This is a genomic window from Nonomuraea sp. NPDC003560 (genome assembly GCF_042878785.1).
Lineage (GTDB): Bacteria > Actinomycetota > Actinomycetes > Streptosporangiales > Streptosporangiaceae > Nonomuraea.
In genome coordinates, this window is sequence record NZ_JBIAOF010000001.1 from 995,354 (window position 1) to 1,021,518 (window position 26,165).

A 26,165-nucleotide genomic window follows, 5' to 3' on the forward strand; every position below is an offset into this window, starting at 1 on the left:
CCCGCCGCGGCGTGCGAGGTGCTGCCGGTCGTCCGACCGCCGAAGAAGGAACGAAGACGTGTACGCATGGAACCGGCAGCGCCCCAGCGCGATGCCCTCTCACCGCTACCGGCCCGCCCACGAGCGGGTCGAGGTGCCCCTGACCGGCGAGCGCGCCTGGCCCTCGCGCCGCATCACCGCCGCCCCCCTCTGGGTCCCGGTCGACCTGCGCGACGGCAACCAGGCGCTGGCCGAGCCGATGGACCCGGCGCGCAAGCGCCGCCTGTTCGACCTCCAGGTGCGCATGGGCTTCAAGGAGATCGAGGTCGGCTACCCGTCGGCCAGCAGGCTCGACTTCGACTTCCTCAGGGAGCTGGCCGAACCCGGCGCGGTGCCCGAGGACGTGACCGTGGTGGCCTTCACCGCCGCCCGGCAGGACCTGATCGAGCGCACCTTCGAGTCGATCCGCGGCCTGCCCGACGTGGTCGTGCACCTCTACACCGCGACCGCGCCCACCTGGCGGAACGTGGTGCTCGGCCACGACCGCGACGCCCTGCGCAAGCTCGTCCTGGACGCGGCCGGCCAGGTCGCCCGCCTGGCCGACGGGCTCCCGGTGCGCTTCGAGTTCTCGCCCGAGGTGTTCAACCTCACCGAGCCCGACTACGTGCTGGAGATCTGCAACGAGCTGACCGCCCTCTGGGACGCCTCCCCGGACCGCCCGGTGATCCACAACCTGCCCGCGACCGTCGAGATCGCCACCCCCAACGTGTACGCCGACCAGATCGAGTACATGCACCGCCACCTCGACCGCCGCGACTCGGTGATCTTGTCGGTGCACCCGCACAACGACCGCGGCACCGGCGTGGCCTGCGCCGAGCTGGCCGTGCTCGCCGGCGCGCAGCGGGTGGAGGGCTGCCTGTTCGGCAACGGCGAGCGCACCGGCAACGTCGACCTGGTGACCCTCGCGCTCAACCTGCACTCCCAGGGAGTCGACCCGATGATCGACTTCTCCGCCATCGACGAGATCCGGCGCGTCGTCGAGCACTGCAACCGCCTGCCCGTGCACGACCGCCACCCCTACGCCGGCGACCTGGTCTACACCGCCTTCTCCGGCACCCACCAGGACGCCATCGGCAAGGGCCTGGCCCACCACGCCGCGCGGGCCGCCGAGCTGGGCGTGCCGCCGGAGCAGGCGCCGTGGGAGGTGCCGTACCTGCCCATCGACCCGGCCGACGTGGGACGCGGCTACCAGGCGGTCATCCGGGTCAACAGCCAGTCGGGCAAGGGCGGCATCGCGTACCTGCTGGGCGCCCGCCACGGCCTCGACCTGCCGCGCCGCCTGCAGATCGACTTCGCCGCGACGGTGCAGCGGGCCACGGACGACAGCGGCGAGGAGATCACCGCCGACGAGTTGTGGACGCTCTTCCACGCCACCTACATCGCGCCCGGCGAGCGCTCCGGGTTCGCCTCCTGGCGCACGGCCGAGACCGCGCCGGGGACGCACGAGTTCGAGGGCGTCCTGGAGTCGGGGCGGGTGCTGCGCGGCACCGGCAACGGGCCGCTGTCCGCGCTGACCGCCGCGCTGGCCGGGGACGGCGTCGAGGTCGACGTCCTGCACTACGCCGAGCACGCCGTGGACCCGGGGACGGGCAGCAGCGCCGTCGCGTACGTGGAGGCCCGGGTCGGGGGCGTGACCGGCTGGGGCGCCGGTCAGGACACCTCCGTGCTCACCGCGTCGGTACGGGCGGTGCTGGCCGCCGTCGAACGGCTCAGTACGTCAGGTACGTGACACACTCGTCCCGGTACTGCAGGGTCCTCGACCGCAGCCGTCGCGGGTCGGCCAGCACGGCCCGGGAGACCGACGGCACGACGGAGCCGCGTACCGGGGCGAACAGCCGGGCCACGTCGGCGGGTGAGGCGCCCTGCGCGCCGAGCCCGGGAGCCAGGATCGGGCCGTTGAGGTCGGCCAGGGAGTGGTCGAGCGCGGGCAGCGTGGCGCCCATGACCACTCCCACCGGCCCGAACGGCTCGTGACCCGCGTTGGCCGCGGCGGCCCCGGCGATCACCAGGTCGGCCACCCGCTGCTGCAGCCCGGCCGCCGCCGGGTTGGAGGTGCGGGCCAGCACGAAGACGCCGGCGTCGTTGGCCACCGCCGAGGTGATCGCCACCTCCAGCGAGCCGAACCCCAGGTAGGGGCTGAGCGTCACCGCGTCGGCGGCCAGCGGGCTGCCCTGGTCGAGGTAAGCCTCGGCGTAGGCGGCCATGGTGGTGTCGACGTCGCCGCGCTTGGCGTCGAGCAGCACCAGCGTGCCGGCCTCGCGCAGATCGGCGATGGTGCGTTCCAGGACGGCGACGCCGCGGCTGCCCCAGCGCTCGTAGAAGGCCGACTGCGGCTTGACCACGGCGGCCACGTCGCTGATCGTGTCGGCCACCGTGCGGCTGAAGTGCTCAAGGCCGCCCGGTGAGTCGTCGAGGCCCCAGGCGTCGAGCAACGCCGGGCTCGGATCGATGCCCACACAGAGCGGGCCGAATTTGTCCAGCCTGGCACGCAGGCGTGTGCCGAACGACTCGTTCATCTAGGCCCCCTTGCGACCCTAACGCACACTAACCCGCCGCCGCCGGAAGCCGGAACGCATCGGCCCCGGATGATATGGCTCGTGCCGTGGGTCTTCCGGAAGCGGGCGCCTGGGTAGATGATGCGGCATGTACGAGATCGCCCAGCGGGTGCTGGTGCTGGAGACCGTCCCGCCGCGCGAGGTGACCGTCGCCGTCGGCATGCCGTACGAGGAGGCGGGGGAGTGGTCGTGCCCGTACCGGATCGACGGGCTGGCCGGGTGGGAGCACGAGCGCCGGGCGACCGGGCGCGACTCGCTGGAGGCGGTCGAGGTGGCGCTGGCCATGGTACGCGCGGCGCTGGCCGGGTCGCACGAGGCCAAGGAGGGCCTGCTCCGGCCGGACGACGCCCCGCCGGACCGCCAGCTCACCCGGACCGTGTACGTCAGCTGGAACAAGGAACAAGACATCGCCTATATCGCGATGAAACACGAAATCGTGCCAGGTGAGGCGGTACGGCAGACCGTCTCGGAGGACGTCGTCCTCGACTACGGCGCCTCGGGCGACCTGCTCGGCCTGGAGCTGCTCAACGCCGCCACCCGCCTCCCCGCCGAGATGCGCCTCTGAGAGCTCCGGACGCGCGGCCGCTCAGCCCGTCAGCAGCCAGCGCCAGCGCGGCAGTTCCAGCACCACGGTGACCACCGCCAGCACGGTGACCACCGCCGCCACGACCGCGTGCCAGGCCACCCACGCCGCCGCCACCGCCACCACGAGCTGCAGGGCGACCAGCCCGACCGTCACGAACCCGGGCACGGCGACCAGCACGCTCCGCTTGTCGCCGGGCGTGGCGAACACCGTCGGCAGGCCGATCAGCACCACGACCGACAACACGGCCAGCCACACCGAACCGGGAAGCAGCGCCCACGGCGTCGCGACCCAGGCGACCAGCTCCGACGCGAACCGGAAGGCGGAGGCGACCCGGTCGTCCGGACGCGGGCCGGATCGGGCGAAACGCCCCGAATTGGAAGACACGAGGGCACCCTACTCCTGCCCCCCTCCCGGCCGGGATCTACGGTGGGGACGTGACCTCCGCCACCCCGCCCCGCATCGTGGCCACCGATCTCGACGGCACCCTCCTGACCTCCGCCGGAGTCGTCTCCCCGCGCACCCGGCAGGCCCTGGGCCTGGCCCGCGCCGCCGGAGCGGAGATCGTCTTCGTGACCGCCCGCCCGCCGCGCTCCATCCGCGCCATCGCCGGCCAGGCGGGCCTGACGGGCCTCGCGATCTGCAGCAACGGCGCCCTCCTGTACGACCTGGCCGCCGCGCGGATCGTGGCCAGCCGCACGATCGAGCCGCAGGCCGCCAGGAAGGTGGCCGACAGCCTGGCCGCGGCCCTGCCCGGGGCGGCCTTCGCCGTCGAGACCGGCACGGGCGTGCTCACCGAGGCCGGCTACACCAGACGGGTCGAGCACGACGTGGCGCACTACCGGGAGGTGGCCTCGGCGTGCGAGGCGGGCGAGCCGATCGTCAAGCTCCTGGTGCTCTCGCCCGCGCACACCCTCGACGAGATGTCGGCCCTGGCTGCGGCGGCCGTGGGGGAGCTGGCCGAGGTCACCCACTCCGGGGTGCCGGGGCTCCTGGAGGTCAGCGCGCTGGGCGTGACCAAGGCGGGCATGCTGGCCGAGCTGTGCCTGGCACGCGGCGTCGCGCCCGCCGAGGTGGTGGCGTTCGGCGACATGCCCAACGACCTGGCCGTGCTGACCTTCGCCGGGGCCGGTTACGCGATGGCCAACGCCCACCCGCTGGTGCTGGCCACGGCCGGGCACCGCACGTCCTCCAACGACGAGGACGGCGTGGCCGAGGTCCTCGAACGCCTCTACGGCTGACCCGGCCGAGGTTCTCGAACGCCTCTACGGCTGACCCGGCCGAGGTTCTCGAACGCCTCTACGGCTGACCCGGCCGGGGTCCGGCGCCCGCCCGCCCCCGCGGGCGGGCGCCGGGGATGTCAGGCGTCGTCGTCCGACACCCTGGACGTGCCCTCGCATCCGGTGGGGGCGCCGCTCAGCACCGGCAGCAGGCCGCCGCAGGTGCTCACCGGGAGCGACACCGGCTCGACGATCTCGTCGTTGAAGACGACCACGTCGCCGATGAGCGGCCGCGGCCCCTGGGCAGGCGCCGCGGCCGAGGCGTACGCCGGTGCCGCCGACGCCGCCCAGCCCGCGCCGGCCAGCAGCCCCGCGCCGGCCGCCAGTGCGATCGCTAGGCGGCGGCGACCCGCTCCTGTGCGACGCCGCCGGGCTGCTGGTCCCGGTGCGCCTGCTGGACGTGCCGCCCGCCCGCCATGATGCGATCCATCACGGCCAGCGCCAGCGCCGAGACCACGAAGGTGAGATGGATCAATGTCTTCCATACGAGTTCCCTGTCGGTGATGGCCGGCCGGGCGGCGTTGATGAAGATCTGCAGGAGGTGCACCCCCGAGATCCCGATGATCGCCATGGCCAGCTTGACTTTGAGGACGTTTGCATTGACATGGGACAACCACTCCGGCTGATCGGGATGGCCGTCGATGCGCAGCCGTGAGACGAAGGTCTCGTAGCCGCCGATGATCACCATGATCAGCAGGTTCGAGACCATCACGACGTCGACGAGCCCGAGGACGATCAGCATGATCGTGGTCTCCGGGGGGTTGCCGCCGAACCCGAGTTCGACCAGGTGGGCGAGTTCGACCATGAACCGCCACACGTAGACGACCTGGGCGACGATCAGCCCGAGGTAGAGCGGCGCCTGTATCCACCGGCTGAGGAACATGACGTAGCCGATGTGGTCCAGCGTGTTCCGCGGCCGGGGAGCGGACCCGGACTCGGCCACGGTCAACTGTGGTGGCCTCACTACGACGTGAAGATGTTGACCCGGTCGACGATGGCCTGGACATTGATGTTCCCCGGATCGTTTCGGCCCCCTGACCCGAGGGCGATTGGGGGAACGGCGGCCGCCGCCGCCAGAGCGAGGACCGCTGCGCTGGTCAGGATTCGGAACTTCAATGGGGACTCCTCGACTGCTGCTGGTCGGGCACGGGGATTGCGCTGTCGGAGCTGTCGGAGCTGTCGGAGCTGTCGGAGCTGTCGGAGCTGTCGGAGGGGCAGGGCCGGTGGCGGGGGTGCGGCGTGGCTCGCCGCACCGCCCGCGCGGTGGCCGGCCGGTCAGGGATGCAGGCAGCCCGCCGCGGGGATCTCGGTCGGCGCCTGGGGGGCCGCCGGGTCCACCAGGGCGGCCAGGCCCGCGGCGGCCTCGGCCGCGCACGGGACCGCGGTGGCGGGATCGACGACGGCGGACGCGGGCGCCGCGAAGAGGGCGGCGGCGAGGGCCGCGGTCAGCGCGCCTCCGATGACGGCGGCGCGTCGGCGTTGGACGTCAGGCATGAGTACCTCCTGGGGATGGTGGGATCAACCACCGACTTGCTACCCAGAGTAATTACTCAGTAACGCTGCGTTAAAGAATCCTCATGAAGCGGGGGAGTTCGAGTCCGTCCAGCGGTCCTGGGCGTCCATGACGTCCTCGGCGTGGTCGTGGGCCCACACGCCGAACGCCTCGATCGGGCCGAGCAGGGAGCGGCCCAGGTCGGTCAGCGCGTACTCGACGCGGGGCGGGGCCTCGGCGTAGGCGCGGCGGGCGACCAGCCCGTTGAACTCCAGGCGGCGCAGCGTCTCGGTGAGCACCTTGGGGCTGATGCCGCCGATCTGCGCGCGCAGCTCGCCGGGACGGCGCGGGCCGTGGCGCAGCGACCAGACGACGACCGCGTTCCAGGTGTTGGCGATCAGGTCGAAGGCCAGTCTGGCCTGGCAGTCGGCGAGGAACACGTAACGCCTCCGATAGGCACCGATCGGTGCGTGACGGGATTTCTAGAGTCCTTGTCCTAGTAAAGCCCTTTCGCAGCACGGAGGACGACATGAAGATCGGGATCCTGGGCGCCGGCGGCATGGCCGACGCGCTCGGCACGCAGTGGATCAGGGCCGGGCACGAGGTGACGGTCAGCGGACGCGACCCCGAGCGCGCCCGTGCCCGCGCGGAGAGCATGAACGCCCAGGCAGGCCGCCCGGGGGCGCGGTCGGGGAGCTGGGCGGAGGCGGCCGCGTCCGGCGAGGTGGTGATGGTGGGCGTCCGGGAGGCGGGGCTGGGCGACGTGCTGGCCGCCGCCGGCCCGGCCCTGCGCGGCAAGCCGATCATCGACGTGACGAACGCCGCCGCCCCCGACAGGTACGACGTCACGCGTCCGCTCGCCCGCCGGATCGCCGACCTCACGGGCGGGCACGTGGTGAAGGCGTTCAACCTGTGCCACGTGGACGTGTGGCGGATGACGCCGCCCGTGTTCGGCGGCCGCCCGCTGGCGGTGCCCCTGTGCGGTGACGACGTCCGGGCGCTCGACCTGGTCCGGGGCCTGGTCCGCGACCTGGGCTGCACCCCGCTGGACGGCGGCGGCCTGGACCGGGCCGTGCAGCTGGAGGCGACGGCCGCGTTCGTGATCGGGCTCTGGTTCGGCGGCGCGGACGCCCAGGCGATCCTGCCCCCGCTGGCCTCCTCGGGGGCGCACGACCCGGCGTGAACGTACGACCCGGCGTGAGCGTACGACGCTGGGCGTAGCGAGGATGACGACGGGCGGCGGATGCCCGGCTCCGGCGGCGGCGCGATCCTGGGGGGCGTCCACCCGAGGTCGAAGGAGAGTCCAGTGGTCACCCAGGTCGTCAAGGGGAGCGGGTATCCGACCGCGTTCAAGGCCCTCGCCACGCTCAGCATGTTGTCGGTGCTCCTGCAGGCCGTCACGGCGGGGCAGCTCATGAGCGGGGCCGGCGCGGGACTGCACGGGGCCGGGGCGGGCGCCGTCCACCTGCTCGGGCTGCTCCAGCTCGTCGCGGCCGTGCTGCTGTGGCGGCCGGGGCGCGGCGCGGGCTGGCCGGCGCTGGCCAGCCTGGGGGTGCTGCTGCTCGGGTTCCTGCAGTCGATGCTCGGCGGGTCGGGGGCGGTGGCCGCGCACGTGCCACTGGGCATGACGATCTTCGGGCTCAGCGTGTGGCTCGTCGTCTGGGCCTGGCGCCGCTGACCTGCGCCGCCCCCCACACTGACCCCCGCGCCGGCCTTACCGCGCCGGCCTTACCGCGCCGGCCTTACCGCGCCGGCCTTACCGCGCCGGCCTTACCGCGCCGGCCCTCGGGCCCCGGCCTTCCTGGCGGGGCCGGTCGAGGGGGCGGTCAGGTCCCGGCGGGGTGGCGGGCCAGGTGGTCGGCCTGGCGCACCGGCTCGGGGAGCCGGTAGCGCGGCGTGAGCAGCAGCGTCTGGGACGTCGCGGTGTCCAGGCCGATCCGGTGGCCCTGGGAGACGTAGACCGGTTTGGTGTCCCGCCGCGTGCGTAGTGCCCTGCCCACCGTGACGCCCTCGTGGACGATCGGCGTCCAGTCCCCGCGCTCCCGGCCGGGCGGCTCGTGCTCGCCCACGAACGGCGTCTTGGCCACACCGAGCGCGGGCAGGCCGGTCAGCACGCCGAGATGGCAGGCCAGGCCGAAACCGCGCGGGTGGGCCAGCCCGTGGCCGTCGCAGACCAGCAGGTCGGGAGTCACGGCGAGACGTTCGAGCGCCTCCACCAGGGTGGGCAGCTCGCGGAAGGCGAACAGGCCGGGCACGTAAGGGAAGGCGGCCCGGCCGTGGGCCACCGCCCGCTCGACCGGTTCCAGCGTCGCCGCGTCCAGGACGACCACCGCCGCCGTCACCTCGTCGTCGCCGTGGTAGTGCACGTCGAGACCGGCCACCAGAGGGAAGGCCGTGGGCCCGGCCAGTTCCACGCGGCCGCGCAACCGGTCCTGGACGGCCTCGGCCTCGGCCGCGTCGGCCGGCCAGGCGTGAAGTCTGTCTACCCGCATTCCCCCACGTTAGGGCCATTCGTCCCACGCCCCGGCCGCCGCCCGCCCCACCCGCCCCCGGCCATCGGGCACGCAGGGCCGCAGAGCGCCTCCGACTGCGAAGGCGGGCGGTCAGGCGTGGACGATCTTGGCGAAGCGGGTCGCCACCTCGCGCCAGATCGGCGTGGAGACCGGCTCGTCGGCCACCGCGCCCGCGTAGACCTCCGCGGGGTCGAAGTCGTCGGGCGTCCACTCGCGCACGCGCGCGGGCAGCACCTCGGGATGGAACTGCACCCCCCACGCCCGCTCGCCCACCCGGAACGCCTGGTAGGGGCAGGCGCGCGTCTCGGCCAGCCACACCGCGCCGGCGGGCAGCCGGGTGACGGCGTCCTTGTGGTGCTCGATCGCGGGCACCACCGGCGGCAGGCCCTGGAACAGCGGGTCGTCGGCCGCCTCGGGCCGGATCGTGACCGGCAGGCTGCCGTTCTCCGGCGCGCCGGTGTCGCCGGTCACCTCGCCGCCGGCCACCTCGGCCAGCATCTGGCCGCCCAGGCAGATGCCGAACAGCGGCACGCCGTCCGCCAGCGCCTGGCCCACCAGCCGGCGGGCATCGGCCAGCCACGGGGCCCGGTCGTCCTCGGAGGGCAGGTAGCCGCCGCCGAGCATGATCATGGCGTCGTGCCGGTCCAGCCGGTCGGGCAGCGGGGCGCCCTCGTGCGCGAGCACCACGTCGAGCCGCAACCCGGCCTCCTCCAGCCAGTCGCCGAGCCGGCTCGGGCCGCCGCTCCTGCTGTTCTGCACGATCAGGACGTCACCCATCGATGGTCTCCACTCTCGGATGTCGGGGCTCAGGGCAGGTTCGCCGCGCGGGCGGTGTGGCGCAGCAGCAGCGCGGTCGTCACCGGGCCGACGCCGCCGGGCACCGGGGTCAGCGCGCCGGCCACCTCCGCGACCGCCGCGAAGTCGACGTCGCCGGTGAGCCCGCCGTCGTCGGTCGGGTTGGTGCCCACGTCGATGACCACCGCGCCCGGCGCGACGTGCGCGGCGCCGATCAGCCCGGCGCGGCCGACGGCGGCCACCAGCACCTCGGCCCCGGCGGTGACGGCGGCCAGGTCGCGGGTGCGCGAATGGCAGACGGTGACCGTGGCGTGCCGGTCGAGCAGCAGATGGGCCAGCGGCTTGCCGACCACGGTCGAGCGGCCGACGACCACCGCCCGCCGCCCTTCGAGCGGCACCTCGTAGTGGTCGAGCAGGGCCATGACGGCCGCCGCCGTGGCGGGCGGGAACGCGGGCAGCCCGGCGGCCAGGCGGCCGAGCGAGAGCGGGTTCGCGCCGTCGACGTCCTTGCGCGGGTCGATGGCGGCGGCCAGCTCCTGCGCCGAGGCCCCGGCGGGCAGCGGCGTCTGGAGCATGACCCCGTGGACGGCGTCGTCGGCGCTGAGCCCGGCCAGCGTCTCGTGGATCCTGCCGGGGTCGGCGTCGGCGCCGAGGTCGACGATGTCGCAGGCGACGCCGACGCCCGCGGCGGCCTTGGCGATCGAGCGGACGTACCACAGGCTGGCCTCGTCGGCCGTGGCGACCACGACGGCCAGCCTGGGCTGCGGCCCGGCGGCGGCCTCGGCCTGCGTCTGGGCCTTGATCGCGGTGGCCAGGTCGCGGCCGGTCAGCGTCCTCATCGGGCGATCTCCTCGCGTACCCCGGCGGTGATCCGGTCGGCCGTGGCGACGGCCGCCTCGACGCCCGCCAGGCGGGCCGTCAGCTGCTCGCGGACCTGCTCGTCCTTGATGCCCCGCAGATTGACCTCGACGTTCACCCGGGCGGTGGTGAGCGCGGCGCGGGCGGCCTCGGCCGCTGCGGCGACGTCGGTGACGACGTTGCGGTTGCCGATCGGCAGCAGCAGCTCGCAGAGCTCGACCAGGCGCGTGGCGGCCGCCACCACCAGGGCCGGGGGCTCGGCCGCGCCGGCCAGGGCGCGGGCGATGGAGACGCTGCGCTCCTCGCCCTTGGGCAGCCGGTAGGCGTCGGAGACCGCGGTGAAGGCGGCCGCGTCCTCCTCGGCCAGCCGCAGCGTCCGCGCGCGGAGGGCGTCGGTCTCCTCGATCACCGCGGCGACCGTCTGGGCGTGTTCGGCGTACCGCTCGCCGGTGGTGTAGCGGGCCACCATGCCGAGCAGCGCCGCGGACTGGGCCGCGTGCAGGGCGGCGGTGGCCCCGCCGCCGGGGGCGGGCACCTTGTCGGCCAGCTCGGCCAGGAAGTCGACGATCTTCGAGTCGCGCATGGCCGCATTCTGCCAGGCCCGGCCGGGCTCACTCGCGGTGCATCGGCCTGGTGACGTCGTGCGGCGTGCCCTGCGGCAGGTACGGCGAGCCCGCCGAGCCGTACTCGGAGGCGTAGGCCGACGGCCGCTCCGGGGACCGCCACCGCGAGGGGAAGGCCGACACGACCAGCAGCGCCACGCCGAGGAACAGCATGACCCCGGTGTAGATCGTGGTCTGCAGGCCCGCACCCAGGCTGCCGGTGACCAGCCCGTCGGGGAGGACGCGGAACCCGGCGCCCAGCTCCACCGCGGGCACCAGGCCGAGCGCGGTGTAGGCCAGTCCGCCGAGCAGCGAGGCGATCGGTGACAGGCGCGAGCCGGCCAGGAACGCCAGACCGGCCCCGGCCGCCGCGATCACGGCCAGCCCGATCCAGGAGACCCTGAACCGCGTGGCCATGGTCAGGCCGAGCTCGCCGATGCCGTACATGAGGCAGGCGGCGATCAGCGGGGGAAGGAGCAGCCCCGCGACCACTCCCAGACCATGACGGGCACCGTTGGACATGATTAACCCCGTTTGTTCGGCTTGTGCACCAACCTACCCTGATCGCCGGATCAGTGCTTGATCGTGTATTTGTCGCCGTACACCTTCCAGGTCAGCGGCGGCCTGAGGTCGAGGTTGCCCTTCCTGAGGAAGACGCGCTGCATGGTGTCGACCCGGGTGGTGTCGTCGTGGGCGTCCTCGGCCTTCATCGCGGCCTTCCTGGCGTCGAGGAACGCGTTGAGGTAGGCCACCTCGTCGCCGCCGCGGGCGGGGGAGGCGGCCTTGGCCAGCGCGGCCTTCCTGATGCCGCCGAAGCTGAGCTTGTCGGAGCCGGGGCCGTGCATGACCATGGCGTCGTAGTAGGCGAACTGGCCGAGCGCCCGCAGGCCGTCCTTCTTGGCCCGGCGGACGGCCGGGTCGAAGTAGACGCGGTCGCGCTCGTGGTCCTGGGCCCGCCGGAAGACGGGGTCGGCCGCGGCCTTCTTCCAGTCCTTGACGAACGGCTTGCCGAGGCCCTCGTGGGAGTCGGTGCCGTTGACCCTGCGCAGCGCGGGCAGGTACTTGGCCAGCACGTTCGAGGGCTTGCGCCTGGTGTAGAGCTCGACCAGCTCCAGCATGTCGCCGGTGCCGGAGCAGAAGCCGATGATGCCCGCGGTGTAGCCGCGTTCGTCCTTGATGTCCTCGATGTAGCCGTACTGGGCCTTCCAGTCCAGCGAGGAGTTCTCCGCGCTGGACACCAGCTGCATGGCGATGTCCTTCTTGTGTGGGTTGTTGAGGTCTGCGGGGGAGACGCAGGTCAAGGCAAGGGACAGCGAGAGGCATGTAGCGGTCAGCACCGCTGCAAACTAGCGCAGTGGGCGCAAAGCCGCGAGTTGCTCCGCGAACGGGACGACCTCGTCGTCAGCCCCGCCCCCGCCTTCTTCCTCAGCCGTGACCGGGCGGGGAGCGCGGCCCGCCAGCAGGCCGGCCAGCTCGCCGGCGGCCCGGTCGATGCGCTCGCCGAGCCCGTCGGTGAAGGAGTCGCCGCCGCCGCCCCAGTCCTCCGAGGCGGCGTAGACGGCGGTGGGCACGACCACGGCCCGCAGGTAGGCGAACAGCGGGCGCAGCGCGTGCTCCAGCACGAGCGAGTGGCGGGCGGTGCCGCCCGTGGCGGCGATCAGCACGGGCGTGCCCGCCAGGGCCGTGTTGTCCAGGACGTCGAAGAACGACTTGAACAGCCCGCTGTAGGAGCCGCTGAAGGTCGGCGTGACCGCGATGAGCCCGTCGGCCTGCGTCACGGCCTCGACCACCTCGCGCAGCCGGGCGCCGGGGAAGCCGGTCACCAGGTTGTTGGCGATGTCCACGGCCAGGTCGCGCAGCTCGACCACGCGCACCTCGGCCGCGCCGTCCAGCCGCCGCCGGGTGGCCTCGGCCAGCCGGTCGGCGAGCAGGCGGGTGGAGGACGGCTGGGTCAGGCCGGCCGTGACGACGACGAGCTTCATGGGGGGATCTCCTTCCCTGGAGGGGTCAGACCTCGACGGCCTGGGACGTACGGGCCTGGAGCAGCGAGGCGTGCGCCGGCGCGTCCGGGACGCCGGCCGGGCGGTCCTTGGCCATCTCCTTGCGCAGCACCGGCACGACCTCCTCGCCCAGGATGTCGAGCTGCTCCAGCACGGTCTTCAGTGGCAGGCCGGCGTGGTCCATGAGGAACAGCTGGCGCTGGTAGTCGCCGAAGAACTCGCGGAACTCCAGCGTCCGGTCGATGACCTGCTGCGGGCTGCCCACGGTGAGCGGGGTCTCGGCGGTGAACTCCTCCAGCGACGGCCCGTGGCCGTACACGGGGGCGTTGTCGAAGTAGGGGCGGAACTCGCGGACCGCGTCCTGGGAGTTCTTGCGCATGAACACCTGGCCGCCCAGGCCGACGATCGCCTGCTCGGGCGTGCCGTGCCCGTAGTGGGCGTAGCGCCGGCGGTAGAGGTTGATCAGGCGGATGAAGTGCTCCTTGGGCCAGAAGATGTTGTTGGCGAAGAAGCCGTCACCGTAGTAGGCGGCCTGCTCGGCGATCTCGGGGCTGCGGATCGAGCCGTGCCACACGAACGGCGGCACCCCGTCGAGCGGGCGCGGCGTGCTGGTGAACCCCTGCAGCGGGGTGCGGAAGCGGCCCTCCCAGTCGACGACGTCCTCGCGCCAGAGCTGGTGCAGCAGCGCGTAGTTCTCCACGGCCAGCGGGATGCCCTGGCGGATGTCCTGCCCGAACCACGGGTAGACCGGCCCGGTGTTGCCACGGCCCAGCATGAGGTCCACCCGGCCGTCGGCCAGGTGCTGGAGCATGGCGAAGTCCTCGGCGATCTTGACCGGGTCGTTGGTCGTGATCAACGTCGTGGCGGTGGACAGGATCAGCCGCTCGGTCCTGGCCGCGATGTAGCCGAGCATGGTGGTCGGCGAGGACGGCACGAACGGCGGGTTGTGGTGCTCGCCCGTCGCGAACACGTCGAGGCCGACCTCCTCGGCCTTGAGCGCGATCGCCACCATCGCCTTGATCCGCTCGTGCTCGGTCGGGGTCCTGCCGGTGGTGGGGTCGGTGGTCACGTCGCCCACGCTGAAGATTCCGAACTGCACTTTAGTCACCATCCATGACTGTTGAATCTTTGACAGGTACCGTAGCGTCCCGGCCTCCGCCGTTATTCCATCATCCCGGTCAGGCGCCCGCGCGGGCGCGGAAGGCCGCGGCCTTGGCGCGGTTGCCGCAGCCGCGCATGTCGCACCAGCGGCGGGTGCGGCGGTGGGAGGCGTCGACGTACAGGCGGGTGCAGGGGTCGGCCTCGCACTCGCGGATCAGCTCCGCCTGCGGGCCGCCGAGCAGCTCGATCGCCGCGCGCGCCGTCGTGGACAGCGCGCCGGGCAGGCCGCCGCCGCGCCGCAGGCCGCGCTCTTCGAGCGCGACGTCCGCGGGCGGGCGCCGGGCGGTCTCGTTGAGCAGGTCGCGGTCGGCCCGGTCGTACGGGCTGCCCTCGCGGGCGGCCGCGGCCAGCCGGTAGATCGCCTCGCGCAGGGCCGTCGCCCGCGCCAGGGCGTCGTCGCCGGTCTCGGGCGGCTCGTCGAGGAGCCCGGCGGCGACCGTCCAGCGGGCCAGGTCGGCGGGGGAGGCCAGCAGGTCGATGCGCGCGCCCCGGCGGTGGCCGATGGTGCCGGCGAGGTCGAGGCCGAGGTTGCCGCTGACGAAGGTGAAGTCCACGACGCCCATCGTAACCGCGTTGACAAGTTACTTCCGGCGCTGCCAAGGTTTCTAACCATTGAATCCGGTTACTTTGGGGGCATCGTGGCGACACTCATCACCGTCGGCGGCGGGACGCGCCGGTTCGGCGCGCGGCACCGATGGGTCGTGCTGTCCGTGGGCGTCGGCGCCCAGGCCAGCTTCTCGGCCATGTTCTCCGGCATCCCGCTGACCGCGGTCTCCATGCGCTCGGGCTACCACCTGTCGCTGGGCTCGCTCGGCCTCGTCCTGTCCTGCCTGGGGCTGGGCGTGGCGGCCTCCGACATCGCGTGGGGCATGCTCACCGACCGCTGGGGCGACCGCCGCGTGCTGCTGGCCGGGCTGACCGCCACGGGCGCGCTGCTGGCGGTGATGGCCGCCGCCGTCACGCCGGCCGAGCACGCCGGGGTGGCCCTGCTGGCGGCGTGCCTGCTGGCCGCCGGGGCGCTGGGCGGCAGCGTGAACGGCGCCTCCGGGCGGGCCGTCATGACCTGGTTCGCCGACGGCGAGCGGGGGCTGGCCATGAGCGTCCGCCAGACGGCCATCCCCGTCGGCGGCGCGGTCGGGGTCGCCCTGCTGCCCTGGCTCGCCGAGCGGTACGGGTTCCGCGCCGTCTACGCCGTACCGGCGGTGTTCTGCCTGCTGGCGGCGGCGGCCACCTGGCGCTGGCTGCACGAGCCGGCGCCCGCCGCCGCGGCCGCCGCCCCGGAGCCCGGCCCCTCGCCGCTGCGCCGCTGGGACGTGTGGCGGGTGGCGCTGGCCAGCGGGCTGCTCACCGTGCCGCAGTTCGCCGTGCTGTCCTTCACCGCGATCTTCCTGCACGACGTCAAGGGGGCCGGCGCCGGCCTGGCCGCCCTCACCGTGCTCGTCGCCCAGCTCGGCGGCGGCGCGGCGCGCATCTGGACCGGCCGGCGCACCGACCGCCGCGGCGGGCGGCGCACCTGGATCCGCGCCATCGGGACGCTGTCCGGCGTCGCGATGGCCGCCGCCGCGGTGCTCACCTCGGCGCCCACCCCGCTCACCGTCGCCGCCCTGGCGATCGGCGGCCTGCTGGCCAACTCCTGGCACGGCATCGCCTACACCGAGATCGCCGCCATGGCGGGCGCGGCCAGGGCGGGCACCGCGCTCGGCCTGGAGGGCACCGCCTGCTTCGCCTCGGGCTTCGTGACCCCGCTGCTCGTCCCGGTGGTGCTCGGCCTCGCCTCGTGGGAGGCGGTGTGGGGGCTGGCCGCGCTCGCCTCGCTGCTGGCCGTGCCGCTGATCCCGGGGGCCGTGCGGCCGGTGCCGCGGGCCGCCGTCACAGGGCGTTGATCGCCGCCGGGCCGAGGATCCGCTCGGGCGCGCCGCGCTCGGCCACGGTGATCATCGCCTGGCCGATGCGCTCGGTCGTCGTCACCGACGCCGGGAACAGCCGCCGCAGCAGCGGGTAGAGCGGCGCGGCCACGACGTAGGCCAGCCGGTACCAGCGGGTGCGCGAGGTCACGCCGTGCATCGGCTGGATGTAGCCGGGACGGAACATGTAGGCGTGGAACGGCAGCGCGAGCAGCGCGTTCTCCGTCGCGCCCTTCACCCTGGCCCACATCGCGCGGCCGTGCGCGTCGGTGCCGGCGCCCGAGACGTAGACGAAGGTCGAGGACGGGCTGAGCCGGGCCAGCGTGGTGCCGGCCGCCAGCGTGTAGTCGTAGGTGACCCGCCGGTACTCCTGCTCGCTCATGCCCGCCGCGGACACGCCGAGGCAGAAGAAGCAGGCGTCGTAGCCGGACAGCTCGTCCTCGACGGCCGACAGGTCCGACAGGTCGGAATGGAGCAGCTCGCGCAGCTTGGGGTGGACCGTCCCCGTGGGCGACCGGCCGACCGTGAGCACGGCCGTCACGCGCTCGTCGAGCAGGCACTCCCTGAGCACGCCGCGCCCGACCATGCCGGTCGCCCCGAAGATGATCACTCTCATGGTTCAGCCAGATCCCACCCGCCGCGCCGCCGCAGCACCCCCAGATAGTACGCCGCCGACACCACCGCGATCCCGGCGGTGACGTACAGGCTGGGCCGGCCGATCGCCGGGTCCAGCGCGTTGAGGTAGATCACGTACGCCAGCGCGGCCAGCGCCAGCACCGGCGCGAGCGGGAACCATGGCATCCGGTACGCCGCGTGGCCGGTCGTGCCGTTGCGCCGCCCGGCGATCGCGCCCAGGCACAGCGCCGCGTACACGGCCACGATCGAGGTGCCGGTCACCACCAGCAGGAAGCGCTCGTCGATGAAGCAGCAGGCCGCGCTGACCACGCCGGTCAGCACCGTGGCCACCCACGGCGAGCCGTACCGGGCGTGGATCGACGACAGCAGGCGGCTGACCGGCGCGGGCCAGGCGCGGTCCCGTCCGGTGCTGAACAACATGCGCGAGGTGATGAGGATGATGGCCAGCACGGCGTTGAGGATGGCCAGCGCCACGGCCAGGGAGATCACCGTGTTGGCCACGGACCCGGCGCGGGCGGTGACGAAGTACTGCATCATGTTCTCCGCGCCGAACAGGCCCTCCAGCGACGGCGCGCCCACCAGCACCGCCGTCACCGGCACCAGCTCGGCCGCCACGGTGACGCCCAGCGCCCACAGCACGGTCCTGGCGATGCTCTTCGGCGCGTCGTGCACCTCCTCGCCGAAGTAGACCGCCGAGCCGTACCCGTTGTAGGAGAAGATCGCCACCGCGGTCGCCGCGCCGATCAGGCCCAGCGAGGCGGGCACCAGCGCGCCGCCGTCCCCGGCCACCACCGGATGGGTGATCAGCTCGACCGGCGAGCGCTGCGGACTGAACAGGCCGAGCGCCGCCACGACCACCAGCGCGATCATCTCGATGGCCAGGAACACCCCGGTCACCCAGGCGTTCAGCTTGATGTCGAAGACCGCCACGACGGTGGTGAGCAGGCACGTCACGGCCGCCACCAGCGGCCCGTCCAGTCCCGGGAGGACGACCGACAGGTAAGCGCCCACGCCCAGCGCGATGACGGCGATGATGAGCAGCTGCGTGATGAGGATCAGCCCGAGCACCACGAAGCCGGGCAGCCGGCCGAGCGTCCGGGCGGTGATGGCGTACTCGCCGCCGGTGAGCGGGAACGCCGAGCCCAGCTCGGCGTAGACGAAGGCCATGAACACGCCCACGACGGCGCCGGCCAGGTAGCTGAGGATCGCGCCGCTGCCGGCCTGGGAGATCACGCCGGGGGCGATGATGAAGACCGAGGACGCGGGGGTGATGGCGGACAGGGTGAGGAGGAGGGTGCCGAGGAGCTTGAGTCCCCGGTGCAGGTGTGGATGGGCGGCCGTTGATGCCACGACGCCTCCTTGGGGGGTTCCTTGAGCGAGTATCAAAGAACTATCGGGGGCGTTCGTCAAGGATGGCTTGCGTTTTTTGAAGTGTCTATGAAGAATCGCGGCCATGGCGCGACCCAGCCGGGCCCGGGAGAAGCGGGCCGAACTCGTCTCCGCCGCCCGCCGGGCGGTGCTCGAACGCGGCATCCTCGACCTGCGGCTGCGCGACGTCGCCGAGGTCGCCGGCATGTCGGCGGGGTCGGTGCTGTACTACTTCCCGAGCATGGCCGGCCTGCTGCAGGAGGTGCAGCGCGAGGCGGTCGACCGGTTCTGCGCCGCCCGCGAGGCCGCCGCCGCCCGCGAGCCCGACCTGCGGCGGCGCCTGGTCATCACCATCGGCAGCGGCCTGCCCGCGGGTCCGGGCGACGAGTTGTGCGTGCTGTTGTACGAGCTGGGGGCGCACGCCCGGCGCGACCCGGCGTACGCGGCCCAGCACATCAGGCTGTACGAGCGGCAGGTGGCCCTGTACGCCGCGATCCTGGAGGCGGGGTCGGCGACCGGCGTCTTCACGCTGACCCGGGACGCCATGACGATCGCCCGGAACCTGGTGGCGCTGGAGGACGGGCTGGGGTTGCACCTGCTGGACGCGGTGCAGCCGTTCGACACGGAGACGGCCCGCGACCTCCTCCTGTCCTACGCCACAGACGCCACCCACTGCCCCCTGACCCGCACGTGACCCCACCCCTCCGTCCGGGCGCCACACCCCATCCGCCCTCCCGCCTCCGGCGCGTCTACCGGCGGCCGCGACGCCGTGCGATCATCGGCCCGTGACGTCCCTCCCTGATCCCGGCACGCGCAGGTACGCCGCCCTCGGGCTGACCGTGCTCTGCGCAGCGGCCCTCACCGGCTACGGACTGGTGGCCTGGAGCATCTGGCGGTTGGGCTGGATGCCCACGGAGCTCCTGGCCACTGTCGGCTACATCTGGTTCTCGATGTCGGCGAACGTGTAGCCCGGCAGCAACAAGAGGGAACATTCGTCCAATCCTCCGGCGCGGGACGGCCGCCACAGTGGCCTCATGACCAGTTCCCACGGCGACACCACCGAGAGCACGATCCTCTCCCTTGACGACGGCGACCTCCACGTCTGCCAGGACGGCCCCCGCGACGCCCCCGCCCTCCTCCTCATCCACGGCTCGGCGTCCTCGGCCCGCTCCTGGGACCAGATGGTCCCCCTGCTCACGGGCTCCCATCGCGTCATCCGGATCGACCTGCTAGGCCACGGCCGCTCCGCCAAACCGGACGACCGCGGCTACACCACCCCCGACCAGGCACGCCGGGTCGGCGAGGCGCTGGACCGGCTCGGCGTGCGGGAGGCCGTGGTCGCGGGCCACTCCAGCGGCGGCGCGGTCGCCACCGCCCTGGCCGAACAGCGTCCCGGCCTGGTGACGGCGCTCGTCCTCATCAACACCGGGCCTGCCCTGGACGCCTTCATCGCCCCGGCGTCGGCCGCGTTCGCCCCCTCGCAGTGGCCGCCGACCGACGAGCAGATCCGCCTGTTCGCGAGCCCGGGCTTCAGCCGTCCCGGCTACCAGCCCCCGGACGAGCTGCTGGACGAGGTGCGATGCATGACCCTCCACACGCTCGCCGCGACCATGCAGGGCACCCGCGACTACCTGCACGAACGGCCGCTCCCGGAGCGGCTGGCGCCCCTGGGCAAGCCGCTGCTGGTGATCTTCGGCGCGGACGACCGCCGGTGGCGCGCCTCGTCCGCGTCCGGCTACCGCGTCGTGCCGGGGGCCGAGATCGAGCTCCTGCCCGGCCTCGGCCACACCCCCATTCTGGAGGACCCCCAGCAGACCGCCATCCCCCTCCTCGCCTTCACCACAACCCACCCCGAACAGCCACACTGAGCCCGCCGTGCCCGCAAGCGGCCAAACCAGGAAGCCGCCCGCTCGGGAGGCGGCCGCGTTGGGACGCAGTCGGGCCGGGGGACGGCGCCGTCGGGAAGCGGCGGGCCAGGGGACCGGGCGGTCGGGAGGCGGGCGGGGCAGGAGGCCGTCGCGGCCCGGGGTCCGGGAGTGGGGTCACCGGGCTGTGCGCCAGCTCTGTTCCTCCACCAGTTCCTGGCTGCGCCAGCCGCCGGAGGTACGCCGCAGGCGGTGGTGGTACCAGCCGCCGCCGTGCAGGAACCCCTTGGCGTCGGCCGCGGACATGTCGCGCGTCGGGGCGAGGGTGTCGGTGAACGGCGCGCTGACCCGTGCCTCGTCTCCGGTGAGGACGATCCGCGGGGCCCCGATCAGGTGCAGGCGTCCGGGCCAGTGCGGCAGCACCTCGGCGAGCCAGCTCTTGACCTCCGCCAGCCCGCCCCTGATCCCGCCCGCGGACCGGTAGTCGATGACCGCCTCCGGGCTGAACACCTCGTCGAGCAGGTCCCACTCGCCGGAGTCGACGGCCCGCGAGTACCGGGCCAGCAGGTCGGTGATCTCCAGACGGTCGGCGATCTCCTGAACGTCCATGCCCCTGATCGAACCAAACGCTTGCTACAAGCGCCAGGCCCCCGCGCCGGGGAAGGGGCGCGAAAAAGCATCAGCCAGGCCGGCGACCCGCCGACCTGGCTGATGAGAGATGGTGGACGATACTGGGATTGAACCAGTGACCTCTTCCGTGTCAGGGAAGCGCTCTCCCGCTGAGCTAATCGTCCTTCGTAGAGGTGGCGACGGGATTTGAACCCGTGTGGACGGCTTTGCAGGCCGCTGCCTCGCCTCTCGGCCACGCCACCGAGCCGGAAGCTCCGAGCGGAAGACGGGATTCGAACCCGCGACCCTCACCTTGGCAAGGTGATGCTCTACCACTGAGCCACTTCCGCGTGCGCCCCGCTCGTGCCGGGCGACGAGAGAACTCTAGCGAATCCTCGCCGAGTCCCCAAACCGGAGCGCTTCCGCGCAGGTCGTCCCAGGTGCGGCCCGGCCGCGCCCCGGGGCGGGACCCGGGGCGGAGGCGCAAGGAGGGCACGGCGGGGTCAGCGGCCCAGTTGCATGCCCGCCGGATGCGGCCCCTCCGTCTCAAGCCGGTACTCCCGCCCCGACACCGCCCGGTTGTCGTCGATGACCCGCTCCGACGGCGGCTTCTCCCCGCCCAGGACCGCTTCCTGCATGCGCGTGAAGCGCTCGTGGGCCTCCTGGACGTACCCGGTGCCCAGCGTGGTGCAGTCGATCTGGGTGGCCAGCAGCTCCCGCAGGTACGCCTTGTTCGGCTCGAACGTCACCGGCGGCGGCAGCTCGGGAGCCAGCACCTGGTCGGGATCCCGCCCGTCGAACCGCTTGAACAGCTCGCAGGCCAGCCGCAGGTGCTCGATCTCCATGTTCAGGTGCAGCTCCCAGACGGCCTTCACCCTGGGGTCGGACTCGGTCTCCATGAACGAGTGGTAGAGGTAGCACTCGTTGTACTCGTGGTTGAGCAGCATCTCCCACCAGCTCTCGCCCGGGTCGACCAGCGACTCGTAGTGGGTGACGTGCTCCTCCTCCACCATGGCGATCTCCTGGTAGAGCTGCCGGGCGATCGGCTCCATGGCCAGCGGCCCGACGTTCATGTAGAAGTTCATGGTCTGCTGCTCGGCCGCCATGACGGTCAGGGCGTGCAGTTTCGACAGCGGCTCGGTGCGGTGCCGGTCGTACGGCTCGCGCACGTTGTCGACCGGGTCCCGGTGGTGCAGGTACGTCGGCCGCCCCGGCATGACCTCGGTGACCCCGTCCACGATCTTCTCGGCCTTGCGGTGCTCGATCATCTCGTAGAGGTTGGCGTACCGGTAGAGGTGGTCGAAGTCCTCCAGCACCCCGAACTGGTACGCCTGCGTCAGGTACGGGTCCGGCTCCATGCGCGCCACCCACGCCGTCAGGTCCACCGCGACCTGCTCGTAGGCGATGGTGGTCTCCAGCACCGACGCGACGCCGGGCAGCAGCCAGTTGACCGCCTTCTGCTGCTGCGCCTCGATGTGGCGCACCTGGGCGAGCTGCCGCTTCAGCTCCAGGTCGGTGCAGTGGCGGGCGAGCTGGTGGCTGAACAGGACCGCCTCGGTCTCGATGCCGTTCATCGTGATGATCCGGCAGCGGGTGTACGGGTCGGCGTGGTCGGGATCGATGGGCGAGACGTCGAGCTCCCGCCAGTCGCGCAGCTGCTCGTCCAGCGGGATGCCCCGCTCCTGAAGTGGGTCGAAGGCCATGTCGCTGCGCCTACCCGCGGCCTGGTGGGGCAACCTCCGCGTTGCGTCGCCGAACGATCCGCGTTCGGTAAGGAGGCGCGTGCCCGACCGGCGCCCGGGTAGGCCGCTGGACGTGGCTGAACACGATGTCATCGACGTGCTGATGGCCCAGCACGGCCAGATCAGGGACCTGTTCGACGAGGTGGAGCAGGCGCCGCCGGAACGGGTGGAGGAGGCGTTCGAGCGGCTGATCCGCCTGCTGGCCGTGCACGAGACCGCCGAGGAGGAGATCGTCCACCCCTACGCGCGCAGGAAGGTGGACGGCGGCCCCGGCGTGGTGGCCGACCGGCTGGCCGAGGAGAACCGGGCCAAGCGGCTGCTCGTCGAGATCGACCGGGCGGGCGTGGACGACCCGGCGTTCTGGGAGAAGCTGGCCGAGCTGCGCACGGCGGTCACCATGCACGCCCGCAGCGAGGAGCGCTACGAGTTCGCCCAGCTGCGCCACAGCACCTCCGTCGTGGAACGCCGGGCCATGGCGGCGGCGGTGCGGGCGGCCGAGGCGGTCGGGCCGCTGCGGCCGCGTCCGGGCGTGGAGTCGGCGACGAAGAACGTGCTGATCGGCACGCCTCTCGCGCTGATGGACCGGGCCCGCGAGATCATCAGGAAGGCCCTGGGGAGCGGCTGACACTTCGTCCCCGGACGAAATGTCGGTGCGTTAGCGTCGGGGGCATGGAGCACATCGCCCGTGACGCCGACATCGCGCCCGTCGCCGCGCTCATCGCCGACCCCACCAGGGCCGCCATGCTCACCGCGCTGCTCGGCGGCCGGACCCTTGCCGCCGGCGAGCTGGCCAGGGTCGCCGGGGTGAGCGCCGCGACCGCCAGCGCCCATCTGGCCCGGCTGCTCGACGGCAGCCTGGTCGACGTCGTCCGGCAGGGCCGCCACCGCTACTACCGGCTGGCCGGGCACGAGATCGCCGAGGTGCTGGAGACCCTGGCCAGGGTGAGCGCCCGCCCGCCGGTGCGCTCCCTGCGGCAGTCCCGGCAGGCGCGCCTGCTGGAGGAGGCCCGCACCTGCTACGACCATCTGGCCGGACGCGCCGGCGTCGCCCTGCTCGACCGGCTCAGGGACGGCGGCTTCTACGACCGCCAGGACCTCACCTCCGACGGCGAACGGCTGCTGACGGGCCTGGGTGTGGACGTCGAGGGCGCCCGCAGGACCAGGCGGCGCTTCGCCTCGGAATGCCTCGACTGGACCGAACGCCGGTCGCATCTCGGCGGCGCCCTGGGCGCCGCGATCACCGACGTCCTGCTGGAACGCGGCTGGTACCGGCGCGGATCGGTGCCGCGCGCGGTGGTCCTCACCGACGAGGGCAGGGAGGGGCTGGCGGCGATCTTCCCGAGTAAGGAGCTAACATCGGGTACGCCGGTTACCTAAGCGAGAGAGACGATCATGCGCGACAACGGAGTCGTGAACGTCGGCCCCGAGCCTTTGAGCTTCGACGACGTCATCAAGGTGGCCCGCCACGGCGCCGCCGTCCAGCTCACCGACGACGCGGTGGCCGCCATGGCGGCCGCCCGCCAGCGGGTGGACGAACTTGCCGAGAGCCCCGTGCCCGCCTACGGCGTCTCCACCGGGTTCGGCGCCCTGGCCACCCGGCACATCGACCCCGCGCTGCGCGCCCAGCTCCAGCGCTCGCTGGTGCGCTCGCACGCGGCGGGCAGCGGCCCGGAGGTGGAGACCGAGGTGGTGCGCGCGCTCATGCTGCTGCGCCTGCACACCCTGGCCACCGGCCACACCGGCATCAGGCCGGGCACCGCCAAGACCCTGGCCGCGCTGCTCACCGCCGGCATCACGCCGGTCGTGCACGAGTACGGCAGCCTCGGCTGCTCCGGCGACCTCGCGCCGCTGGCCCACGTGGCGCTGACGCTGATGGGCGAGGGCGTCGTCCGCGACGCCGCGGGGGAGCTCCGGCCCGCCGGGGAGGCGCTCAAGCAGGCCGGCATCGAGCCGGTCGAGCTGGCCGCCAAGGAGGGCCTGGCCCTGATCAATGGCACCGACGGCATGCTGGGCATGCTCATCCTGGCCATCTCCGACCTCACCAAATTGGTCAGGACCGCCGACATCAGCGCGGCGATGAGCGTCGAGGCGCTGCTCGGCACCGACCGCGTCTTCATGCCGGAGCTCCAGGCCCTGCGCCCGCACCCCGGCCTGGCCAGGTCCGCCGCCAACATGACCAGGATCCTGGCCGGCTCGGGGGTCATGGCCAGCCACCGCGACCCGCAGGCGTGCACCCGCGTCCAGGACGCGTACTCGCTGCGCTGCGCCCCGCAGGTCGCCGGCGCCGCCCGTGACACGATCGCGCACGCCGCCACCGTGGCCGGCTGGGAGCTGGCCAGCGCCGTGGACAACCCGGCCGTGCTCGACGACGGCCGGGTGGAGTCCAACGGCAACTTCCACGGCGCGCCCGTGGGCTACGTGCTCGACTTCCTCGCCGTCGTGGCCGCCGACCTGGCCTCGATGTCCGAACGCCGCACCGACCGCTTCCTCGACGTGGCCCGCAACCACGGCCTGCCCGCGTTCCTGGCCGACGACCCCGGCGTCGACTCCGGCCACATGATCGCCCAGTACACCCAGGCCGCGATCGTCTCGGAGCTGAAGCGGCTGGCCGTGCCCGCCAGCGTCGACTCCATCCCCAGCTCGGCCATGCAGGAGGACCACGTCTCCATGGGCTGGTCGGCGGCGCGCAAGCTGCGCAGGTCGATCGACGGGCTGACGCGGGTGCTGGCCGTCGAGGTGCTCACCGCGGCCCGCGCGCTCGACCTGCGCGCCCCCCTGGAGCCCGCGCCGGCGACCGCGGCCGTGGTCAGGGCGCTGCGCGAGAACGTGCCCGCGCCGGGCCCCGACCGCTTCCTCGCGCCGGAGATCGAGTCCGCCGTGCGGCTGGTGGCCGAGGGCGGCGTCGTGGCCGCGGTGGAGTCGGTCACCGGGCCGCTCGACTAACCCCGGCTCAGCGGGGGAGGGCGACGATCAGGTCCATCTCCATCACCAGCCCCGGCCGGAACAGCTTCGACACCTCGACGGTCGTGCTGGCCGGGGGAGTGCCGGTGACGTACCGGTTGCGCACGTCCCTGAGCTGGAGGATGTCGTCCATGTCCGTCAGGTACGTGCGGATGAAGGCGACGTCCTGCCAGGTCGCGCCCTGGTCGGCCAGGATGCGCGTGGTGACCGCGAAGATGTGCTCGGCCTGGTCCTTCAGCGAGCCGGGGGCGACCACGCGCCCCTGCTCGTCGAAGGCGGCCTGGCCGGAGACGTAGAGCATGTCGCCGACCCGGACGGCGTGCGAGTACGCGCCGTTCGTGGCCGGGATCGTGGACAGGTTCAGCGGCACCGCGCGCGCGGCCGGGGCGCCCCCGACGTGCTCGGCCACCGCCGTCAGGTCGCGCTCGCCCAGCCCGGCCGCCCGCGCCTCCTGCAGGCGTCGCCGGGCGGCCGTGGCCATCGACGCGCCCTCCCACGCCGCCAGCTCCAGGTCCTTGGCGGCCAGGCCGAGCGAGTACCGGGTCTCGGCGGCGGGCGTGCGCAGCCGTTCGGCGACCTGGCCGAGCGGCGTGCCGGCCAGCACGTCGAGCAGCGTGTCCCGGTCCACGCCGTGCGCCGCCCCGTACGCCAGCGTCTCGGCGACCAGCACCTGCGCGGGCACGATCGCGCTCATGACGGCGATCTTCATCGCCGCGCCGGACCCCAGCGGCCCGGTCTCGCGCACGCCGCCGAAGACCGACAACACCTCGCGGCAGCCCGACACGTCGCCCCCGGCCAGCACCACCAGCGAGCCGTCCGCCGCCGGGCCCACGCTGCCCAGCACCGGCGCGTCCACCAGCGCGACCGACGCGGGCAGCAGCTCCCGCAGCTCGCGCACCGCCTCCGGGCCGATCGTGGACATCTCCACCACCGTCGCGCCGGGCCGCAGACCGGGCAGCGCGGCCGTCAGCACCTCGCGCACCGCCGCCGGGTCGCTGAGCATGCTGATCACCAGCTGCGCGCCCTCCACCGCCTCGGCGGCCGTCACACCGGTCCCGCGCCGCCACGTCGTCACCTTGTGCCCGGCCTCCACGAGTCGCCGAGCCATGGGGACGCCCATGCGTCCCTGTCCGAGAAATGCAATCACGGGAACAGTGAACAGGGATGCGAGGTATTCCACCACCGACTAGATTGCATGGCAG

General features: G+C 73.1%; 32 protein-coding genes and 3 tRNA genes. 12 read left to right on the forward strand and 23 right to left on the reverse strand.

The features are described 5' to 3' along the window. The first annotated feature begins 91 nt into the window (after nt 1-91). Nucleotides 92-1,768: a 2-isopropylmalate synthase gene (locus ACFYUV_RS04770; protein WP_387665318.1), complete on the forward strand. Its 1,677-nt coding sequence runs from the start codon at nt 92-94 to the stop codon at nt 1,766-1,768. On the opposite strand, the gene pyrF is transcribed toward ACFYUV_RS04770, so the two are convergent. Beyond that, nucleotides 1,749-2,555, reverse strand: a complete 807-nt coding sequence (gene pyrF, locus ACFYUV_RS04775; protein ID WP_387664896.1) for an orotidine-5'-phosphate decarboxylase — start codon at nt 2,553-2,555, stop codon at nt 1,749-1,751. The genes ACFYUV_RS04770 and pyrF overlap by 20 nt on opposite strands. 127 nt (nt 2,556-2,682) lie before the next feature. On the opposite strand from pyrF, the gene ACFYUV_RS04780 reads away from it, so the two are divergent. Continuing rightward, nucleotides 2,683-3,159, forward strand: coding sequence for a DUF2283 domain-containing protein (locus tag ACFYUV_RS04780; RefSeq protein WP_387664898.1), 477 nt, complete (start codon nt 2,683-2,685; stop codon nt 3,157-3,159). A gap of 21 nt (nt 3,160-3,180) precedes the next feature. On the opposite strand, the gene ACFYUV_RS04785 is transcribed toward ACFYUV_RS04780, so the two are convergent. Continuing rightward, the gene (locus tag ACFYUV_RS04785; RefSeq protein ID WP_387664900.1) at nt 3,181-3,564 is read right to left on the reverse strand and encodes a hypothetical protein; all 384 of its coding nucleotides are present in this window, start codon (nt 3,562-3,564) and stop codon (nt 3,181-3,183) included. Nucleotides 3,565-3,614: 50 nt separating this feature from the next. Between ACFYUV_RS04785 and ACFYUV_RS04790 the strand changes: the two genes are divergently transcribed. Next, nucleotides 3,615-4,418: an HAD hydrolase family protein gene (locus tag ACFYUV_RS04790; RefSeq protein ID WP_387664902.1), complete on the forward strand. Its 804-nt coding sequence runs from the start codon at nt 3,615-3,617 to the stop codon at nt 4,416-4,418. A 119-nt stretch (nt 4,419-4,537) separates the two neighbouring features. Here ACFYUV_RS04790 and ACFYUV_RS04795 read toward each other — a convergent pair whose 3' ends face one another. From ACFYUV_RS04795 to ACFYUV_RS04810, 4 genes are all read right to left on the reverse strand, one after another. Beyond that, nucleotides 4,538-4,672 (reverse strand): hypothetical protein, encoded by a 135-nt coding sequence (locus tag ACFYUV_RS04795; RefSeq protein WP_352361246.1) that lies wholly within the window; start codon nt 4,670-4,672, stop codon nt 4,538-4,540. 119 nt (nt 4,673-4,791) lie between these two features. Then, complete coding sequence (locus tag ACFYUV_RS04800) at nt 4,792-5,400, reverse strand: TIGR00645 family protein (RefSeq protein ID WP_387665320.1); 609 nt, start codon at nt 5,398-5,400, stop codon at nt 4,792-4,794. A 332-nt stretch (nt 5,401-5,732) separates the two neighbouring features. Further along, the gene (locus tag ACFYUV_RS04805; RefSeq protein WP_387664904.1) at nt 5,733-5,951 is read right to left on the reverse strand and encodes a hypothetical protein; all 219 of its coding nucleotides are present in this window, start codon (nt 5,949-5,951) and stop codon (nt 5,733-5,735) included. Between the two features lie 81 nt (nt 5,952-6,032). Next, nucleotides 6,033-6,389 carry a winged helix-turn-helix transcriptional regulator gene (locus tag ACFYUV_RS04810; protein WP_387664906.1) on the reverse strand — a complete coding sequence of 119 codons (357 nt, stop codon included), beginning with the start codon at nt 6,387-6,389 and terminating at the stop codon, nt 6,033-6,035. Between the two features lie 89 nt (nt 6,390-6,478). Between ACFYUV_RS04810 and ACFYUV_RS04815 the strand changes: the two genes are divergently transcribed. Continuing rightward, complete coding sequence (locus ACFYUV_RS04815) at nt 6,479-7,132, forward strand: NADPH-dependent F420 reductase (protein WP_387664909.1); 654 nt, start codon at nt 6,479-6,481, stop codon at nt 7,130-7,132. 123 nt (nt 7,133-7,255) lie between these two features. Next, a complete protein-coding gene (locus ACFYUV_RS04820) occupies nt 7,256-7,627 on the forward strand; it encodes a hypothetical protein (protein ID WP_387664911.1) in 372 nt (123 codons plus the stop codon). 148 nt (nt 7,628-7,775) lie between these two features. On the opposite strand, the gene ACFYUV_RS04825 is transcribed toward ACFYUV_RS04820, so the two are convergent. The 9 genes from ACFYUV_RS04825 to ACFYUV_RS04865 all read right to left on the reverse strand — a co-directional run bounded on the left by ACFYUV_RS04825 (nt 7,776) and on the right by ACFYUV_RS04865 (nt 14,432). Next, the gene (locus ACFYUV_RS04825) at nt 7,776-8,441 is read right to left on the reverse strand and encodes an endonuclease V (RefSeq protein WP_387664913.1); all 666 of its coding nucleotides are present in this window, start codon (nt 8,439-8,441) and stop codon (nt 7,776-7,778) included. A gap of 111 nt (nt 8,442-8,552) precedes the next feature. Further along, entirely contained in the window at nt 8,553-9,239 is a 687-nt protein-coding gene (locus tag ACFYUV_RS04830; protein ID WP_387664916.1) for a type 1 glutamine amidotransferase, read from the reverse strand. Between the two features lie 29 nt (nt 9,240-9,268). Beyond that, nucleotides 9,269-10,096 carry a bifunctional 5,10-methylenetetrahydrofolate dehydrogenase/5,10-methenyltetrahydrofolate cyclohydrolase gene (locus ACFYUV_RS04835; protein WP_358285564.1) on the reverse strand — a complete coding sequence of 276 codons (828 nt, stop codon included), beginning with the start codon at nt 10,094-10,096 and terminating at the stop codon, nt 9,269-9,271. Continuing rightward, the gene (locus ACFYUV_RS04840; RefSeq protein ID WP_387664919.1) at nt 10,093-10,698 is read right to left on the reverse strand and encodes a cyclodeaminase/cyclohydrolase family protein; all 606 of its coding nucleotides are present in this window, start codon (nt 10,696-10,698) and stop codon (nt 10,093-10,095) included. Before ACFYUV_RS04840 ends, ACFYUV_RS04835 begins: the two co-directional genes overlap by 4 nt. Nucleotides 10,699-10,726: 28 nt before the next feature. After that, nucleotides 10,727-11,239, reverse strand: coding sequence for a hypothetical protein (locus tag ACFYUV_RS04845; protein ID WP_387664922.1), 513 nt, complete (start codon nt 11,237-11,239; stop codon nt 10,727-10,729). 50 nt (nt 11,240-11,289) lie between these two features. Beyond that, nucleotides 11,290-11,964 (reverse strand): chitosanase, encoded by a 675-nt coding sequence (locus ACFYUV_RS04850; RefSeq protein ID WP_387664924.1) that lies wholly within the window; start codon nt 11,962-11,964, stop codon nt 11,290-11,292. A gap of 99 nt (nt 11,965-12,063) precedes the next feature. Next, nucleotides 12,064-12,699 (reverse strand): FMN reductase, encoded by a 636-nt coding sequence (locus tag ACFYUV_RS04855; RefSeq protein ID WP_387664927.1) that lies wholly within the window; start codon nt 12,697-12,699, stop codon nt 12,064-12,066. Between the two features lie 25 nt (nt 12,700-12,724). Further along, nucleotides 12,725-13,816: an LLM class flavin-dependent oxidoreductase gene (locus ACFYUV_RS04860; protein ID WP_358285574.1), complete on the reverse strand. Its 1,092-nt coding sequence runs from the start codon at nt 13,814-13,816 to the stop codon at nt 12,725-12,727. Between the two features lie 79 nt (nt 13,817-13,895). After that, nucleotides 13,896-14,432 carry a CGNR zinc finger domain-containing protein gene (locus ACFYUV_RS04865; protein ID WP_387664930.1) on the reverse strand — a complete coding sequence of 179 codons (537 nt, stop codon included), beginning with the start codon at nt 14,430-14,432 and terminating at the stop codon, nt 13,896-13,898. Nucleotides 14,433-14,516: 84 nt separating this feature from the next. On the opposite strand from ACFYUV_RS04865, the gene ACFYUV_RS04870 reads away from it, so the two are divergent. Continuing rightward, complete coding sequence (locus ACFYUV_RS04870) at nt 14,517-15,761, forward strand: MFS transporter (RefSeq protein ID WP_387664932.1); 1,245 nt, start codon at nt 14,517-14,519, stop codon at nt 15,759-15,761. Here ACFYUV_RS04870 and ACFYUV_RS04875 read toward each other — a convergent pair. After that, on the reverse strand, nt 15,748-16,398 hold the full coding sequence (locus ACFYUV_RS04875) for an NAD-dependent epimerase/dehydratase family protein (protein ID WP_387664934.1): 651 nt from the start codon (nt 16,396-16,398) through the stop codon (nt 15,748-15,750). The two genes, ACFYUV_RS04870 and ACFYUV_RS04875, sit on opposite strands and share 14 nt — an antisense overlap. Continuing rightward, on the reverse strand, nt 16,395-17,768 hold the full coding sequence (locus ACFYUV_RS04880) for an APC family permease (RefSeq protein WP_387664936.1): 1,374 nt from the start codon (nt 17,766-17,768) through the stop codon (nt 16,395-16,397). The genes ACFYUV_RS04875 and ACFYUV_RS04880 overlap by 4 nt, the downstream gene beginning before the upstream one ends. Nucleotides 17,769-17,871: 103 nt before the next feature. On the opposite strand from ACFYUV_RS04880, the gene ACFYUV_RS04885 reads away from it, so the two are divergent. From ACFYUV_RS04885 to ACFYUV_RS04895, 3 genes are all read left to right on the forward strand, one after another. Then, nucleotides 17,872-18,480, forward strand: coding sequence for a TetR/AcrR family transcriptional regulator (locus ACFYUV_RS04885; protein WP_358285587.1), 609 nt, complete (start codon nt 17,872-17,874; stop codon nt 18,478-18,480). 91 nt (nt 18,481-18,571) lie between these two features. Next, a complete protein-coding gene (locus tag ACFYUV_RS04890) occupies nt 18,572-18,754 on the forward strand; it encodes a hypothetical protein (RefSeq protein WP_387664939.1) in 183 nt (60 codons plus the stop codon). A 66-nt stretch (nt 18,755-18,820) separates the two neighbouring features. After that, the gene (locus ACFYUV_RS04895; RefSeq protein WP_387664941.1) at nt 18,821-19,654 is read left to right on the forward strand and encodes an alpha/beta fold hydrolase; all 834 of its coding nucleotides are present in this window, start codon (nt 18,821-18,823) and stop codon (nt 19,652-19,654) included. 174 nt (nt 19,655-19,828) lie between these two features. Here ACFYUV_RS04895 and ACFYUV_RS04900 read toward each other — a convergent pair whose 3' ends face one another. The 5 genes from ACFYUV_RS04900 to ACFYUV_RS04920 form a co-directional block, all read right to left on the reverse strand. Next, nucleotides 19,829-20,260, reverse strand: coding sequence for a nuclear transport factor 2 family protein (locus ACFYUV_RS04900; protein ID WP_387664943.1), 432 nt, complete (start codon nt 20,258-20,260; stop codon nt 19,829-19,831). Between the two features lie 110 nt (nt 20,261-20,370). Next, nucleotides 20,371-20,445: transfer RNA gene (locus ACFYUV_RS04905), tRNA-Val, on the reverse strand. A 7-nt stretch (nt 20,446-20,452) separates the two neighbouring features. Beyond that, nucleotides 20,453-20,523: transfer RNA gene (locus ACFYUV_RS04910), tRNA-Cys, on the reverse strand. Nucleotides 20,524-20,538: 15 nt separating this feature from the next. Continuing rightward, a tRNA-Gly gene (locus ACFYUV_RS04915) sits at nt 20,539-20,610 on the reverse strand. A 153-nt stretch (nt 20,611-20,763) separates the two neighbouring features. Further along, nucleotides 20,764-21,963 carry a hypothetical protein gene (locus ACFYUV_RS04920; RefSeq protein WP_387664946.1) on the reverse strand — a complete coding sequence of 400 codons (1,200 nt, stop codon included), beginning with the start codon at nt 21,961-21,963 and terminating at the stop codon, nt 20,764-20,766. A gap of 112 nt (nt 21,964-22,075) precedes the next feature. Here ACFYUV_RS04920 and ACFYUV_RS04925 point away from each other — a divergent pair, with 112 nt between their 5' ends. From ACFYUV_RS04925 to hutH, 3 genes are read left to right on the forward strand one after another with little or no spacing between them, the layout of a single operon-like run. Then, complete coding sequence (locus ACFYUV_RS04925; protein WP_387664948.1) at nt 22,076-22,627, forward strand: hemerythrin domain-containing protein; 552 nt, start codon at nt 22,076-22,078, stop codon at nt 22,625-22,627. A 44-nt stretch (nt 22,628-22,671) separates the two neighbouring features. Beyond that, complete coding sequence (locus ACFYUV_RS04930) at nt 22,672-23,379, forward strand: ArsR/SmtB family transcription factor (RefSeq protein WP_387664951.1); 708 nt, start codon at nt 22,672-22,674, stop codon at nt 23,377-23,379. A gap of 15 nt (nt 23,380-23,394) precedes the next feature. Next, nucleotides 23,395-24,945, forward strand: a complete 1,551-nt coding sequence (hutH, locus tag ACFYUV_RS04935; RefSeq protein ID WP_387664953.1) for a histidine ammonia-lyase — start codon at nt 23,395-23,397, stop codon at nt 24,943-24,945. A 7-nt stretch (nt 24,946-24,952) separates the two neighbouring features. Here hutH and ACFYUV_RS04940 read toward each other — a convergent pair whose 3' ends face one another. After that, nucleotides 24,953-26,146 (reverse strand): Rid family hydrolase, encoded by a 1,194-nt coding sequence (locus ACFYUV_RS04940; RefSeq protein ID WP_387664955.1) that lies wholly within the window; start codon nt 26,144-26,146, stop codon nt 24,953-24,955. Between the last annotated feature and the right edge of the window lie 19 nt (nt 26,147-26,165).